The sequence below is a fragment of the Klebsiella sp. CN_Kp104 genome (genome assembly GCF_040064515.1).
Classification (GTDB): Bacteria; Pseudomonadota; Gammaproteobacteria; order Enterobacterales; family Enterobacteriaceae; genus Klebsiella; species Klebsiella aerogenes.
This window is the reverse complement of record NZ_JBEAII010000005.1, coordinates 17,454-32,326: the sequence shown is the minus strand read 5'-3', so window position 1 is coordinate 32,326 and position 14,873 is coordinate 17,454. Positions and strand designations below refer to the sequence as shown.

General features: G+C 59.5%; 13 protein-coding genes. 9 read left to right on the top strand and 4 right to left on the bottom strand.

The features are described from left to right. The 5 genes from hycE to hycI are packed head-to-tail and all read left to right on the top strand — an operon-like array spanning position 1 to position 3,938. Positions 1 to 1,710 (top strand): formate hydrogenlyase subunit HycE, encoded by a 1,710-nt coding sequence (hycE, locus tag ABLU80_RS08235; RefSeq protein WP_015370028.1) that lies wholly within the window; start codon positions 1 to 3, stop codon positions 1,708 to 1,710. A 9-nt stretch (positions 1,711 to 1,719) separates the two neighbouring features. Next, positions 1,720 to 2,262, top strand: coding sequence for a formate hydrogenlyase complex iron-sulfur subunit (locus tag ABLU80_RS08230; RefSeq protein ID WP_015370029.1), 543 nt, complete (start codon positions 1,720 to 1,722; stop codon positions 2,260 to 2,262). Continuing rightward, the gene (locus tag ABLU80_RS08225) at positions 2,262 to 3,029 is read left to right on the top strand and encodes an NADH-quinone oxidoreductase subunit B family protein (protein WP_348849885.1); all 768 of its coding nucleotides are present in this window, start codon (positions 2,262 to 2,264) and stop codon (positions 3,027 to 3,029) included. The genes ABLU80_RS08230 and ABLU80_RS08225 overlap by 1 nt, the downstream gene beginning before the upstream one ends. Further along, positions 3,026 to 3,436: a formate hydrogenlyase maturation HycH family protein gene (locus ABLU80_RS08220; RefSeq protein ID WP_015370031.1), complete on the top strand. Its 411-nt coding sequence runs from the start codon at positions 3,026 to 3,028 to the stop codon at positions 3,434 to 3,436. Before ABLU80_RS08225 ends, ABLU80_RS08220 begins: the two co-directional genes overlap by 4 nt. Beyond that, positions 3,429 to 3,938: a hydrogenase maturation peptidase HycI gene (gene hycI, locus ABLU80_RS08215; RefSeq protein ID WP_086630486.1), complete on the top strand. Its 510-nt coding sequence runs from the start codon at positions 3,429 to 3,431 to the stop codon at positions 3,936 to 3,938. Before ABLU80_RS08220 ends, hycI begins: the two co-directional genes overlap by 8 nt. 104 nt (positions 3,939 to 4,042) lie before the next feature. Here the strand turns inward: hycI and ABLU80_RS08210 are convergent, their stop codons facing one another. Both ABLU80_RS08210 and ascF read right to left on the bottom strand, forming a co-directional pair. Further along, positions 4,043 to 5,467, bottom strand: a complete 1,425-nt coding sequence (locus ABLU80_RS08210) for a 6-phospho-beta-glucosidase (protein ID WP_032712398.1) — start codon at positions 5,465 to 5,467, stop codon at positions 4,043 to 4,045. A 26-nt stretch (positions 5,468 to 5,493) separates the two neighbouring features. Further along, a complete protein-coding gene (gene ascF, locus ABLU80_RS08205; RefSeq protein ID WP_015703257.1) occupies positions 5,494 to 6,930 on the bottom strand; it encodes a PTS cellobiose/arbutin/salicin transporter subunit IIBC in 1,437 nt (478 codons plus the stop codon). Positions 6,931 to 7,197: 267 nt separating this feature from the next. On the opposite strand from ascF, the gene ABLU80_RS08200 reads away from it, so the two are divergent. From ABLU80_RS08200 to ABLU80_RS08185, 4 genes are all read left to right on the top strand, one after another. Then, the gene (locus ABLU80_RS08200; protein WP_015370035.1) at positions 7,198 to 8,211 is read left to right on the top strand and encodes a LacI family DNA-binding transcriptional regulator; all 1,014 of its coding nucleotides are present in this window, start codon (positions 7,198 to 7,200) and stop codon (positions 8,209 to 8,211) included. Positions 8,212 to 8,345: 134 nt separating this feature from the next. After that, positions 8,346 to 8,873, top strand: coding sequence for an electron transport protein HydN (gene hydN / locus ABLU80_RS08195; protein WP_015370036.1), 528 nt, complete (start codon positions 8,346 to 8,348; stop codon positions 8,871 to 8,873). 8 nt (positions 8,874 to 8,881) lie between these two features. Continuing rightward, positions 8,882 to 11,110, top strand: coding sequence for a carbamoyltransferase HypF (hypF, locus tag ABLU80_RS08190; protein WP_230250485.1), 2,229 nt, complete (start codon positions 8,882 to 8,884; stop codon positions 11,108 to 11,110). A gap of 1 nt (position 11,111) precedes the next feature. Then, positions 11,112 to 12,125, top strand: a complete 1,014-nt coding sequence (locus tag ABLU80_RS08185) for a HoxN/HupN/NixA family nickel/cobalt transporter (RefSeq protein WP_230250486.1) — start codon at positions 11,112 to 11,114, stop codon at positions 12,123 to 12,125. Between the two features lie 96 nt (positions 12,126 to 12,221). Here the strand turns inward: ABLU80_RS08185 and norW are convergent, their stop codons facing one another. Beyond that, a complete protein-coding gene (gene norW / locus ABLU80_RS08180; protein ID WP_139397427.1) occupies positions 12,222 to 13,355 on the bottom strand; it encodes an NADH:flavorubredoxin reductase NorW in 1,134 nt (377 codons plus the stop codon). Next, positions 13,352 to 14,800, bottom strand: a complete 1,449-nt coding sequence (gene norV / locus ABLU80_RS08175) for an anaerobic nitric oxide reductase flavorubredoxin (protein ID WP_047064118.1) — start codon at positions 14,798 to 14,800, stop codon at positions 13,352 to 13,354. Before norV ends, norW begins: the two co-directional genes overlap by 4 nt. Positions 14,801 to 14,873 lie beyond the last annotated feature (73 nt).

Below are 14,873 nucleotides of genomic sequence, written 5' to 3'. Positions count from 1 at the left end.
ATGTCTGAAGAAAAAATCGGTCAACACTATCTTGCGGCGCTGCACCAGGCCTTTCCTGGCGTGGTGCTGGATGAAGCCTGGCAGACCAAAGATCAGCTTACCGTCACCGTGAAGGTTAACTACCTGCCGGAAGTGGTCGAGTTCCTGTACTACAAGCAGGGGGGCTGGCTGTCGGTACTGTTCGGCAACGACGAACGTAAGTTGAACGGCCACTACGCGGTTTACTACGTGCTGTCGATGGAGCAGGGCACTAAATGCTGGATCACCGTGCGCGTGGAAGTCGACGCTAACAAACCGGAATATCCGTCGGTGACCCCGCGCGTGCCGGCGGCGGTATGGGGTGAACGCGAAGTACGCGATATGTACGGTCTGGTGCCGGTGGGCTTGCCGGACGAGCGCCGCCTGGTGCTGCCGGATGACTGGCCGGATGAACTCTATCCGCTGCGTAAAGACAGCATGGACTACCGCCAGCGCCCGGCGCCGACCACCGACGCGGAGACCTACGAGTTCATTAACGAGCTCGGCAGTAAGAAAAACAACGTGGTGCCGATTGGCCCGCTGCACGTCACCTCCGATGAGCCTGGACACTTCCGTCTGTTTGTCGACGGCGAGAACATTATCGACGCCGATTACCGCCTGTTCTATGTCCACCGCGGCATGGAAAAGCTGGCGGAAACCCGCATGGGCTACAACGAAGTGACGTTCCTGTCGGACCGGGTATGCGGCATCTGCGGCTTCGCCCACAGTACCGCCTATACCACCTCGGTGGAAAACGCGATGGGCATCGTGGTGCCGGAGCGCGCGCAGATGATCCGCGCCATTCTGCTGGAAGTAGAACGCCTGCACTCGCACCTGCTGAACCTTGGCCTGGCCTGCCACTTCACCGGTTTTGACTCCGGTTTTATGCAGTTCTTCCGCGTACGCGAAACCTCAATGAAGATGGCGGAGATCCTCACGGGCGCGCGTAAAACCTACGGTATGAACCTGATCGGCGGGATTCGCCGCGATCTGCTGAAAGAGGACATGATCCAGACCCGCCAGCTGGCGCAGCAGATGCGCCGCGATGTGCAGGAGCTGGTGGATATGTTGCTCAGCACGCCGAACATGGAACAGCGCACCGTCGGTATTGGCCGTCTGGATCCAGAAATCGCCCGCGACTTCAGTAACGTCGGCCCGATGGTCCGCGCCAGCGGCCACGCCCGCGATACTCGCGCCGATCACCCGTTCGTTGGTTACGGTCTGCTGCCGATGGAAGTTCACAGCGAGCAGGGCTGCGACGTGATTTCCCGCCTCAAGGTGCGTATCAACGAAGTTTATACCGCGCTGAATATGATTGATTTCGGTCTCGACAATCTGCCCGGCGGCCCGCTGATGGTGGATGGCTTCACCTATATTCCGCACCGCTTCGCGCTGGGCTTCTCGGAAGCGCCGCGCGGCGACGATATCCACTGGAGCATGACCGGCGACAACCAAAAACTGTACCGCTGGCGCTGCCGTGCGGCGACCTACGCCAACTGGCCGACCCTGCGCTATATGCTGCGCGGCAACACCGTCTCCGACGCGCCGCTGATTATTGGCAGCCTCGACCCTTGCTACTCCTGTACCGACCGAATGACGGTGGTCGATGTACGTAAGAAGAAAAGCAAAGTGGTGCCGTACAAAGAGCTGGAGCGCTACAGCATCGAGCGTAAAAACTCGCCGCTGAAATAAGGAATCGCCATGTTTACCTTTATCAAAAAAGTCATCAAGACCGGCACCGCGACCCACTCCTATCCGCTGGAGCCTATGCCGGTGGATAAAAACTTCCGCGGCAAACCGGAACACAATCCGCAGCAGTGCATCGGCTGCGCGGCCTGCGTGAATGCCTGTCCGTCTAACGCCCTGACGGTAGAGACCGACCTGGCGACTAACCAGCTGGCGTGGCAGTTCAACCTCGGGCGCTGCATTTTCTGCGGCCGCTGTGAAGAAGTTTGCCCGACGGCGGCGATTAAGCTGTCGCAGGAGTATGAACTGGCGGTGTGGAAAAAAGAGGATTTCCTCCAGCAGTCGCGCTTTGCCATCTGTCACTGTCGGGTCTGCGAACGGCCTTTCGCGGTACAAAAAGAGATCGACTACGCTATCGCGCTGCTTAAGCACAACGGCGATACCCGCGCCGAACTGCACCGCGAAAGTTTTGAGACCTGCCCGGAATGCAAGCGTCAGAAATGCCTGGTGCCATCCGATCGTATTGAACTGACTCGCCACATGAGGGAGGCCAGCTGATGAGCAATTTATTAGGCCCGCGCGATGAAAACGGCATTCCGCTGCCGATGTCGGTGGATGAATCCATCGCCAGCATGAAGGCCTCGCTGCTGAAAAAAATCAAACGTTCCGCCTACGTTTACCGCGTCGACTGCGGCGGCTGTAACGGCTGCGAAATCGAGATTTTCGCCACCCTTTCGCCGCTTTTCGATGCCGAACGCTTCGGGATTAAAGTAGTGCCGTCGCCGCGCCATGCCGATATTCTGCTGTTTACCGGCGCGGTGACCCGCGCGATGCGTTCGCCGGCGCTGCGTGCCTGGCAATCGGCGCCGGATCCGAAAATCTGCCTCTCTTACGGCGCCTGCGGCAACAGCGGCGGTATCTTCCACGATCTGTATTGCGTATGGGGCGGCACCGACAAAATCGTGCCGGTCGATGTCTATATTCCGGGCTGTCCGCCGACGCCTGCCGCCACGCTGTACGGTTTTGCGATGGCGCTTGGTCTGCTGGAGCAAAAAATCCATGCCCGCCAGCCGGGCGAGCTTGACGACCAGCCAACCGAATTGCTGCATCCCAACATGGTGCAGCCGCTGCGGGTGCGTATCGATCGCGAAGCGCGCCGTCTGGCCGGCTATCGCTATGGCCGCCAGATCGCCGACGACTATATGCGTCTACTGGGGCAGGGCGATAACCAGGTACTGCGCTGGCTGGAAGCGGAGAAAGATCCGCGTCTGACCGAGATCGTCACGCACCTGAATCAGGTGGTCGAGGGGGCGCGTATCCGATGAGCGAGACGGTGGTGTTCAGTCAGCTGAGCCGTAAATTTATTGATGAGAACGACGCGACGCCGGATCAGGCGCAGCAGGTGGTCTATTACAGCCTGGCGATTGGCCACCACCTCGGCGTCATTGACTGCCTGGAGGCGGCGTTAAGCTGCCCCTGGGAGGACTATCTGGCGTGGATCGGTACGCTGGAAGCGGGCAGCGCCGCGCGGCGCAAAATGGAAGGCGTGCCGAAGTATGGCGAGATCGTTATCGACAGCAATCACGTGGCGATGCTGGCTAACGCCTTTGATAAAGCGCAGTCCGCGCAGACCCCGCAGCAGCAGGCGTGGAGTAAAACCCTGCTCAGCATGCTGCACGATATTCACCAGGAAAGCGCCATCTATCTGATGGTGAGGAGACTACGTGACTGACGTTTTACTGTGTGTCGGCAACAGCATGATGGGCGATGACGGCGCAGGCCCGCTGCTGGCGGAGATGTGCGCGGCCAATCCGGTCGGCGGCTGGGTGGTGATTGACGGCGGCAGCGCGCCGGAAAACGATATCGTCGCCATCCGCGAGCTGCGCCCGACCCGGCTGCTGATCGTCGACGCGACCGATATGGGGCTCAACCCCGGAGAAATCCGCATTGTCGACCCGGACGATATCGCCGACATGTTTATGATGACCACCCACAATATGCCGCTTAACTATCTTATCGATCAATTAAAAGAGGATGTTGGCGAGGTGATTTTTGTGGGCATTCAGCCCGATATAGTCGGTTTCTATTACCCGATGACTCAGCCTGTGAAAGACGCCGTCGCGACGGTATACGCGCGGCTTGATGGCTGGCAGGAGCAGGGCGGTTTTGCCGCGCTGGAAGCGGCCGAGGAGCAGGCGTTCCCCGGCCTGCCGGGAACGTCTCAGCGATTTTGAGGCCACCAACACCGGCAGTTTCAGCCAGCGTGGTGAATAAAATAACGGCAGGCCGTACGGACCGTAGGCCGGGTAAGGCGTAAGCCGCCACCCGGCAATACCGGCTATTCCAGATCCGCCCCGTTGCTGGCGATGACCTTCTTATACCACCAGAACGATTTCTTACGCTTGCGCGCAAGCGTGCCGTTTCCGGCATCGTCGCGATCGACATACACGAAGCCATAGCGCTTGCTCATCTCGCCGGTGGAGGCGGAGACCAAATCGATACAGCCCCAGCTGGTATAGCCGATGACCGGAATACCGTCATCGATGGCGTCGCGCATCGCCTTGATATGCTCACGCAGATAGCTAATGCGGTAGTCGTCGTTGATTTCGCCATTGGCGTCAATTTCATCGCGCGCGCCGAGCCCGTTTTCCACGAGGAATAGCGGTTTCTGATAGCGGTCATACATCATGTTCATGGTGATGCGCAGGCCGAGCGGATCGATGCCCCAGCCCCATTCGCTGGCCGCAATGTACGGATTCTTCAGCGACTTGACGATATTGGCGGCGTTGGTATTGCTGGCGTTCATCTCCGCTGACGCGCAGCGCGAGGCGTAATAGCTAAAGGAGACAAAATCAACGGTGTTTTTGAGGATTTCGTCGTCGCCCGGCTGTTTGGCAATAGTGACGCCTTTCTCGCGGAATACCCGCGCGGCCCACACCGGATACGCGCCGCGTGCCTGCACATCGATAAAGAACAGGTTTTCACGATCTTTTTCCAACGCCATCCAGACATCTTCCGGCTTACAGGAATAGGGGTAGAAATTACCGCCCGCCAGCATGCAGCCGACCTGGTTTTGCGGGTTAACCTGATGGGCAATTTTTGTCGCCAGCGCGCTGGCCACCAGCTCGTGATGCGCGGCCTGGTATTTCACCTGCTCCTGATTTTCTCCCTCCTCGAACACCAGACCGGCGCCGGAGTAGGGACTATGCAGCATAATGTTGATTTCATTGAAGGTGAGCCAGTATTTCACCAGTCCGTCAAACGCTTCAAAACAGGTGCGCGCATAGTGGCTGAAAAAATCGACCATCTTCCGGTTACGCCAGGAGCCATATTCCGTCACCAGATGCATCGGTACATCAAAGTGGCACAGGGTGACCAGCGGTTCGATCCCGTACTTTCTGCACTCTTCAAACATCGCACGATAGAAGGCGATACCTTCCGGGTTTGGCTGTTGTTCATCGCCGCGCGGAAACAGGCGGCTCCAGGCGATAGAGGTGCGGAAGACGCTAAACCCCATCTCCGCCATCAGGGCGATATCCTCTTTATAGCGATGGTAAAAATCGATCGCTACGTGGCTTGGATAGAATTCATTTTCGCGAAGCGTAAAGCGCTTCTCCTGGCCTAGCTTCACCGCCAGGCGATGGGCGCCGTGCGGAATAGTATCAACGGTCGTCAGCCCTTTGCCGCCTTCAAGATAAGCGCCTTCAGACTGGTTGGCGGCCAGAGCGCCGCCCCATAAAAATCCGTGTGGAAAACTCGACATGCGTTACCTCGCGTTCAAAAAAGTGTTCAGGCGTGAGTGGCCGCGCCCTGGCGCTGTCTGGCGTCGGCGGCGGCATTTTCTACCGGGATATCTTCAAAACCGAGCAGCAGCGTCAGCACAAAGGAGAGCACCACCGACAGCGCCATCACGCCAAAGACCCAAACGATAGTCATCGGATTGGCCGGATCGAAGAACTGGACGCTGGTGAACAGCCCCGGTGCCGCCATCGAATGGCTGGCCAGCCCGGCGATTCCCGCCACCGCGCCGCAAATAAAGCCGCTGATTAAGCTGGCGACCAGCGGGCGTTTCAGACGTACCGCCACGCCGTACAGCGCCGGTTCGGAAATCCCGGCCAGAATCGCCGATGCCGCCGCCGCTAATGCGGTCTGGCGTAGCTCCGGGTTTTTGGTTTTCCACGCCACCGCCAGCGACGATCCGCCCAGCGACAGGTTGGCGCCGATTTCCGATGGCATCACCATGCCCTCTTTGCCGGTTTCAGCGATGGTTTGAATGATGGTTGGCGTAAAGACGCGGTGCATCCCGGTCATCACCAGCAGCGGCCAGAGTCCGCCCATGATCGCTACCGACAGCCAGCCGAGATAGCTATGGATCGTGTACACCAGCGCGGAGATCGCGCTGCCGATCCAGATACCGAGCGGGCCAATCAGCAGGATCGCCAGCGGCGCGGCAATCAGCACGATCAGCATCGGTTTAAGGAAGTTTTTCGTCACCGCCGGGGTGATGCGATCGACCCAGCGTTCGATATAAGAGAGACACCAGGTCATCACCAGCGCCGGGATCACCGTGTAGGTGTATTTCACCGCGGTAACCGGAATGAAGGCGAACTCAACGTGTTCTCCCTGCGCGGCTTTAGCCATTAATTCGATGAATCCCGGATGCACCAGCACCCCGGCGATAGCGATAGCCAGCGACATATTGGTTTTGAATTTAACCGCCGCGGAAGCGGCAACCATCAGCGGCAGGAAGAAGAACGCGCCGTCGCCGATAAGCGTCAGAATGGTCAGCGTCGGAGAGCCTTTTGGCAACGCGCCGCTCATCTCCAGGATCATCGCCAGCAGTTTGACCATCGATCCGCCGATAATCGCCGGGATCAGCGGCGACATGGTGCCGATCAGCGCATCAAGGATCCCGGCGCCGACGCGTTTTAAGGTCAGCGGCGGTTTCCCTTGCGGCTCCGCCGGGCGCAACTCGCCGGGCAGCAGATTCAGCACCTCGCGATACGCCTGCGAGACGGTATTGCCGATGATCACCTGACACTGGTTATCGCTACGCACGACGCCAAGTACCCCTTGCAGCGCTTTCAGCGCCGGGGCGTCCACGCGTTGGTTATCTTTCACCACGAAGCGCAGGCGGGTCATGCAGTGGGTCACGGCAACGACATTATCTGCGCCGCCGAGCGCCGTCAGGATCTGGTTCGCCAGGGCTGCATAATTTTTAGACATCGGATTTTATCCTGTTTTATCAATAGGGTACTGATTACACGCCAGCGCCTGACGGCGGCTATGCGCGGTATATGCATAGGAAACCGGTTCCACAAAATCATGATGAGTTTCATTGAGTCATACAAGAATTAAAAAAATCACTTTGCAAATTTGTGATTTTGATCGCTTTGTAGGCAGCGGCTGGAAAGCATCCCGGTGATGTCGGCTGCTGAAAAACAGCGAGACGTGCAGTACACTGCAGGCAACTTAAGTTACAGGAAGAACCCCATGGCAACGATGCTGGAGGTTGCGAAGCGCGCGGGAGTATCAAAGGCGACCGTGTCGCGGGTGCTGTCGGGCAACGGCTATGTCAGCCAGGAAACCAAAGACCGGGTGTTTCAGGCAATTGCCGAAAGCGGTTATCGGCCGAATCTGCTGGCGCGTAATCTGGCGACCAAAAAAAGCCAGACTATCGGACTGGTGGTAACCAACACCCTTTATCACGGCGTTTATTTCAGCGAGCTGCTGTTTCACGTGGCGCGGCTGACGGAAGATCAGGGGCGGCAGCTGATCCTGGCCGACGGCAAACACAGCGCGCAAGAGGAGCGCGAGGCGATTCAGTATCTGCTCGATATGCGCTGTGATGCGATCATCATCTATCCGCGCTTTCTAAGCGTCGATGAGATGGATGAGATAATCGACAATCATGAGCAGCCGATCGTGGTGCTGAACCGTCGCCTGCGCCGCCACGCCAGCCACTGCGTATGGTCCGATCACAAAGCCTCGGCGCGGATGGCGGTTGAAAAGTTAATTGCCAGCGGGCATCGCGACATTGCTTTTATCACCGGTTCGCTGGATTCGCCTACCGGGGTTGAGCGTCTCTCTGGTTATAAAGACGCGCTGGCAGGACTGGGGCTTCCCGTGCGGCAAGAACTGATCGTTGAAGGGCGCTGGACGCCACAAACCGGAGCCGCCGCTGTCGAAGCGCTCTGCCAACGCGGCGTAAGTTTCAGCGCGCTGGTCGCCAGTAATGACGACATGGCGATCGGCGCGATTAAGCAACTGCACCAGCAGGGGATTGCAGTGCCGCAGCAGGTATCGGTGATCGGTTTCGATGACATCGCGCTGGCGCCGTATGTGATCCCTTCGCTCTCCAGCGTTAAAATTCCGGTCACCGAAATGATGAAAGAGAGCATCAACAGGCTGATCTTTATGCTCGACGGCGGCGAATTTAAATATCAGCAAACTTTCCCCGGCGAGCTGATTGAACGCGAGTCGTTGGCGCGCGGCCCGCATGCCTGATGTCGTCATCTGTCATCGTCAGTTGTGACGATGACAGCGGAGTTTAATTTAATTCTCTTATATTTCAATAAAATAAAAGTTGGAACGTATTATGCATAATCCGGCGCGTTAACTTCTTTCCGCTGGAGAAATGGATGAACCGTTTCATTATCGCCGATGCGAGCAAATGCATCGGCTGCCGCACCTGTGAAGTGGCCTGCGTGGTCTCTCATCAGGAAAATCAGGATTGCGCCGCGCTGACGCCGCAGTCGTTCCTGCCGCGTATTCACGTGATCAAAGGCGTCAATGTGTCGACGGCGACGGCCTGTCGTCAATGTGAAGACGCGCCATGCGCCAACGTCTGCCCGAACGGCGCCATCAGCCGCGATAAAGGCTTTGTCCACGTGATGCAGGAGCGCTGCATCGGCTGTAAAACCTGCGTCGTGGCCTGCCCGTATGGAGCGATGGAAGTGGTGGTGCGCCCGGTCGTTCGCCACAGCGGCGCCGGGTTGAACGTCATGGCGGAAAAAGCCGAAGCCAACAAGTGCGACCTGTGCCACCAGCGCGATAGCGGTCCGGCCTGCATTGAAGCCTGCCCGACCCACGCGCTGGTTTGCGTCGACCGCAACAAGCTTGAGCAGATGAACCTCGAAAAACGTCGCCGTACGGCGCTGGCCTGGTAATACGCCGCATGAACGGGGTGCAAATCCGCATTCGCGGCAAAGTGCAGGGGGTGGGTTTCCGCCCCTTCGTCTGGCAACTGGCGCGGCAAATGGCGCGCGGCGGCGATGTCTGTAACGACGGCGACGGCGTGCTGGTCAGGCTGATCGGCGACGACGGTGGCTTTTCTGCCGCGTTGGCCCGTCACTGCCCGCCGCTGGCGCGCATTGACAGCACCGACTGCACCCCGTTTCACTGGCACAGGCTTCCTCAGGATTTCACCATTCGCCACAGCGGCGGCGGCAGTATGCGCACGCAGATTGTTCCCGATGCCGCAACCTGCCCGGCGTGCCTGGCGGAGATGAACGATCCGCAAGAACGCCGCTACCGCTACCCCTTTATCAACTGTACCCACTGCGGGCCGCGCTTCACCATCATTCGCGCCATGCCATACGATCGTCCCTTTACCGCGATGGCGCCGTTCCCGCTGTGTCCGCGCTGCGCTGCCGAGTATCGGCAGCCTGCCGATCGCCGTTTTCACGCCCAGCCGGTGGCCTGTGCCGATTGCGGCCCACAGCTGGAGTGGCGGGCGGGAACGCTAACGCTATTCGCTGAAGCGGCGCTGCAGGCGGCCATCGCGCGGCTGGCGGCGGGCGATATTGTGGCGATAAAAGGGATTGGCGGTTTTCATCTGGCCTGCGATGCCGGCAATAGCGTGGCGGTGGAAGCGCTGCGCGCGCGTAAACGGCGCCCGGCAAAACCGCTGGCGGTAATGCTGCCGACGGCAACGGGGTTACCCGCCGCGGCGGCAACGCTGCTGCGCTCGCCCGCCGCGCCGATTGTATTGCTGGCTAAAGCGCAGGTTCCCGGCCTGTGTGACGAGATTGCGCCAGGGCTTGCGGAAGTCGGGGTGATGCTGCCGTCTAATCCGCTGCAGCATTTACTTCTGCAGGCGCTGGCGCGCCCGATAGTGATGACCTCCGGCAACCTCAGCGGCCGCCCTCCGGCATTGAGTAATCACGAAGCGCTCACCGACTTAGCCGCTATCGCCGACGGTTTTCTGCTACATAATCGCGATATCGTGCAGCGTATGGACGATTCGCTGGTGCGCTCAAGTGGTGAGATGCTGCGCCGCGCCCGAGGCTACGTGCCGGATGCGCTGCCGCTGCCGCCGGGCCTGGATAATATTCCGCCGCTGCTGGCGCTGGGGGCGGATATGAAAAATACCTTCTGTCTGGCGCGCGGCGACGAGGCGGTGCTGAGCCAGCATTTTGGCGATCTCGGCGAGGAGGGCGTCGAGCAACAGTGGCGCAGTGCGCTGCGGTTAATGCAGAGCATTTATGCATTTGCGCCGCAACGGGTAGCGGTTGACGCCCATCCCGGCTATCGCTCGACACAGTGGGCGGCGTCAATGTCGTTACCGGTCGAGCCGGTACTGCATCACCATGCCCACGCGGCGGCTTGCCTGGCGGAACACCGCTGGCCGCTCGACGGCGGCGATGTGATTGCCCTGACCCTCGATGGCATTGGCATGGGGGAAAACGGCGCGCTGTGGGGCGGCGAATGCCTGCGGATGAACTACCGCGAATGCGAACATCTTGGCGGCCTCCCGGCCGTCGCGCTGCCGGGCGGCGATCTCGCGGCGCGCCAGCCGTGGCGAAATTTGTTGGCCCAGTGCCTGGCATTTATTCCCGACTGGCAGTCATACCCGCAAACCGCCGCGCTGGGGCAGCGAAACTGGCCGCTGTTGGCGCAGGCCATCGAACGCGGCATTAATTCGCCGCGCGCCTCTTCCTGCGGACGGCTGTTTGATGCCGTCGCCTGCGCGCTGGATTGCGCGCCGGAAACCCTGAGCTACGAAGGCGAGGCTGCCTGTCGGCTGGAGGCGCTGGCAGCCAGCTGTCCGGGCGTCAGCCATCCGGTCACGCTGCCCTGTCGTGGCGGCGAACTGGATTTAGCCACCTTCTGGCAACAGTGGTTGCGCTGGCAGGCGACGCCCGCGCAGAAAGCCTGGGCCTTTCATGATGCGCTGGCCTGCGGGCTGGCAGCGCTGGCGCGCGACCGCGCCGCTTCCCGCGGGATCGCGACGATCGTTTGTAGCGGCGGCGTGTTGCATAATCAGCTGCTCGCCGCCCGCCTCAGCGATTACCTCTCTGACTTTACTTTGCTTTTGCCGCAGCAGCTTCCTGCTGGCGATGGCGCGATCGCCTACGGTCAGGCGGTGGTGGCCGCTGCCCGCTGGCAGTCTCAAAGGATTTAAGATGATAACGATGATTTTACGCCAACAGCCGCGTGCGGCGGCGCTGGTACTGGGACTTATCGCCGCGAACGCCCTGGCCTGGCTATGGGCGTTTCAGGCGTTTGGCGACAGCGGGGCATTGATGGCCGCCAGTCTGCTGGCCTGGGGTTACGGCCTGCGCCATGCGGTCGACGCCGACCATATTGCGGCGATTGATAACGTCACCCGCAAAATGATGCAGCAGGGGCGGCGGCCGTTTGGCGTCGGGGCATGGTTCTCGCTAGGGCATTCGTCGATCGTGGTGCTGTCGTCGGCGGCGATCGCCGCGACGGCCACCGCCTTCAGCCAGCAGATGAGCTGGCTACACGATACCGGCAGCGTGATTGGCACTGCGGTATCGGCGCTGTTTCTGCTGGCAATGGCGCTGGTCAATCTGGTGATTTTGCGCAGCGTGTGGCGCAGCTTCCAGGCGTGGAAGCGCGGTGAAAAGGTCAGCGACGAAATCGTCAGCGGCGGCGGCATGATGAGCTGGCTGTTTGGCAAAACCTTCCGGCTGATAAGCCGCAGCTGGCAGATGTATCTGGTGGGCTTTTTGTTCGGTCTCGGCTTTGATACCGCCACCGAAATCGGCGTGCTGGGTATTTCCGCCGCCGGCGCGTCGAGCGGCATTTCGATTTGGTCGATAATGGTCTTCCCGGCGCTGTTCGCCAGCGGCATGGCGCTGGTGGATACGCTTGATAATGTGTTGATGGTCGGCGCCTACGGTTGGGCGTTCAGCAAGCCGCAGCGCAAGCTCTATTACAATATGACCATCACCGGCACCTCGGTGGTGGTGGCGCTGTTTATCGGCGGCCTGGAGGCGCTGGGGCTGTTAATGGATAAGTTCGCCCTAAGCGGCGGGGTGTGGCGCTGGGTAGGGGCGTTAAACGATAACCTCGGCGATGCCGGGTTTGTGGTGGTGGGGTTGTTCGTCGTTTGTTGGGCGCTGTCGGTGCTTAATTATCGCTGGCGCGGCTACGATAATTTGGCGCGCTAGGCTGGCTATTTTCCCGGCTTGCGCTGCGCTTAGCCGGGCTACCAGGACAATACCGTAGCCCGGCTAAGGCGTTTACGCCGCAAGCCGGGAAAACCATCACCTCACCAGTTGCTTGAGCAGCGCAAAGGCTTCCTTCATCTTATCTTCGCTCACCACAAAGGCCCGCAGCTGGTTTTCGGCATCCACGCCTTTCGCCACCAGCCCCTCTTTGGCGGCCACGATATTCCACGTCAGATCGTCGCGGCGGGTGTCGCCGGCCAGATGCAGCGGCAGATCCGGCGTTTTCACTTTCACCAGCATTGGCGGCAAGGTGAGCTCGCCCGCTTGCGCCAGCAGGTTTTTACTCAGGCACATAGCGCTGAGTAAAATCGGCTGCAGGAACGGCAGTACCGTACCGTTGATTTCCGCACAGTCGCCGAGCGCATAAATTGCCGGGTCGCTGGTTTGCAGTTGGTTATTGACCACCACGCCGCGGTTAATCTGCAATCCGGCATGGCGCGCCAGCGACGTTTCCGGGCGCAGGCCGGCGGCGGCCACCACCGCATCGACGGTTATCGCGCGCTGGCGATCGAGACTGACGCGAATGCCATCGGCGGTTTGCTCTAACCCCTCAAGCTGCGCCTTGAGCATCAGATGTACGCCCATCTCGGTAAGCCGATGCTGCAGGCGGCTGCTGGCCTCCGGCGGCATCAGCGCCGCCAGCACGCTGGCTGAATTGTCGACTACCGTTACCGCTTTACCGGCGCGGCAGAAATCCATCGCCAGTTCACAGCCAATCAAGCCGCCGCCGACGATCAGCACGCGCTTCGCGTCGTGCAGCTGGCTCTGCGCCGCGCCATATTCGCGCTGGCTGTTCAGCGTCAGCATTAGCTCGCGTCCCGGCACCGGCGGGATAAACGGCGTCGCGCCGGTGGCCAGCACCAGTTTGTCGTAGCGCCACTGGTTATCCTGGCTCTTCACTAACCGGTTTTCGGCGTCGATATCGCTTACCCAGGTATGGGGAAACAGACGCAGATTGTACTGCTCGGCGAACTCGCCTGCGCTTTGCAGGGTCAGATCGTCGGCCTTCTGCCCGCGACTGATGACATGGCTGAGGTCCGGTTTGTTGTACTCATCCATGCTATCGGCGGCGATTAACGTCAGCGGGATTTGCGTATCCTGCTTGCGAATATTTTTCACCAGCTGGCGGGCCGCGAAGCCCGAGCCGATGATGACGATGCCATCACTCATTTTGCCTCCGTCGCCAGTACGTCAAAGACATCTTTGCCAAGAGAACACTCAGGGCAGAGGAAATTGTCCGGCACTTCACTCCACGGCGTCCCCGGTTGTACATCCTGGTTAGGTTCGCCTTTCGCCGGGTCATAGACCCACTGGCACACGCTGCACTGCATCATGGGACCGAGGTCAGCGGCCGCGGCGGCGGCGCAGACGCAATCCTGTGGTTCCGGCGTTGTCGCTGCTTCAGCAACCGGCAGCGGAGAGAGGGCCCACTGGCGGGCGATGTCACGACCGTGTTGGCGGCACAGTTCCAGCGCGTCGATATCCGGGCGCCATTTGGCTTTCAGGCTCAGCGACATCTCAAAGCCGGCATCCTGCAGGCGGGTGGACAGACGGTCTACCGCGCCGCCGCTCCAGCCGTGCGAGCCAAAGGCGCTGGCGCGTTTATTGCGAAAACGCAGCCCGGTCATCTCTTCCACCAGCCCGGCGATTTTCGGCATCATCACGTTGTTCATGGTGGAGGTGCCCACCAGCACGCCTTTCGAGCGGAAAACATTGGTGAGAATGTCGTTTTTGTCGCTGCGGGCGACGTTGAAGATTTTTACCGCTACCCGCGGGTCGACTTCAGTGATCCCCTGAGCGATGGCGTCCGCCATCATACGGGTGTTATTGGACATGGTGTCGTAGAAAATCGTGATGCGATCTTCCTGGTAATCCGCCGCCCACTCGAGGTATTTCTCGACGATTTGCGTCGGGTTATCGCGCCAGACCACGCCGTGGGAGGTGGCAATCATATCCACCGGCAGGTTGAAGCCGAGGATTTCGGTAATTTTCGGCGTCACCAGGCGGCTGAAGGGCGTCAGGATGTTGGCGTAGTAGCGCTGGCACTGTTCGTACAGTTCAATCTGGTCCACTTCATCGTTGAACAGGTGTTCGTCGCAGTAGTGCTGGCCGAAGGCGTCGTTGCTGAACAGCACCGCGTCGCCGGTCAGGTAGGTCATCATGCTGTCAGGCCAGTGCAGCATCGGCGTTTCCACGAAGATCAGCTGTTTACCATTACCGATATCGAGAGTATCGCCGGTTTTCACCACGTGGAAGTTCCACTCAGGATGATGATGGTGGCCGTTGATCGAGTCGATGGCGTTGGCGGTGCAGTAAATCGGCGTATCCGGGATCTGCATCATCAGTTCGGTCAGCGCGCCGGCATGGTCCTCTTCGGCGTGGTTAATGACGATATAGTCGAGGTCAGCCAGATCGATTTCGCTGCGCAGGTTCTGCACGAACTCGCGGCTGAATTTATGATCGACGGTATCGATCAGCACGTTTTTCTCCTCGCGAATGAGATAGCTGTTGTAGCTGCTGCCGCGCAGCGTTTTATATTCGGTACCGTGGAAATCACGCACTTCCCAATCGCGTTGGCCAACCCAAAGAATGTTATTTTTAACCGCAATAGACATAGCAACCTCAATCAATACAGTGTGTTTAAACTCAGTTGATTGGCTTATATCAAGTTGCGTGCCAAGTTTTTAA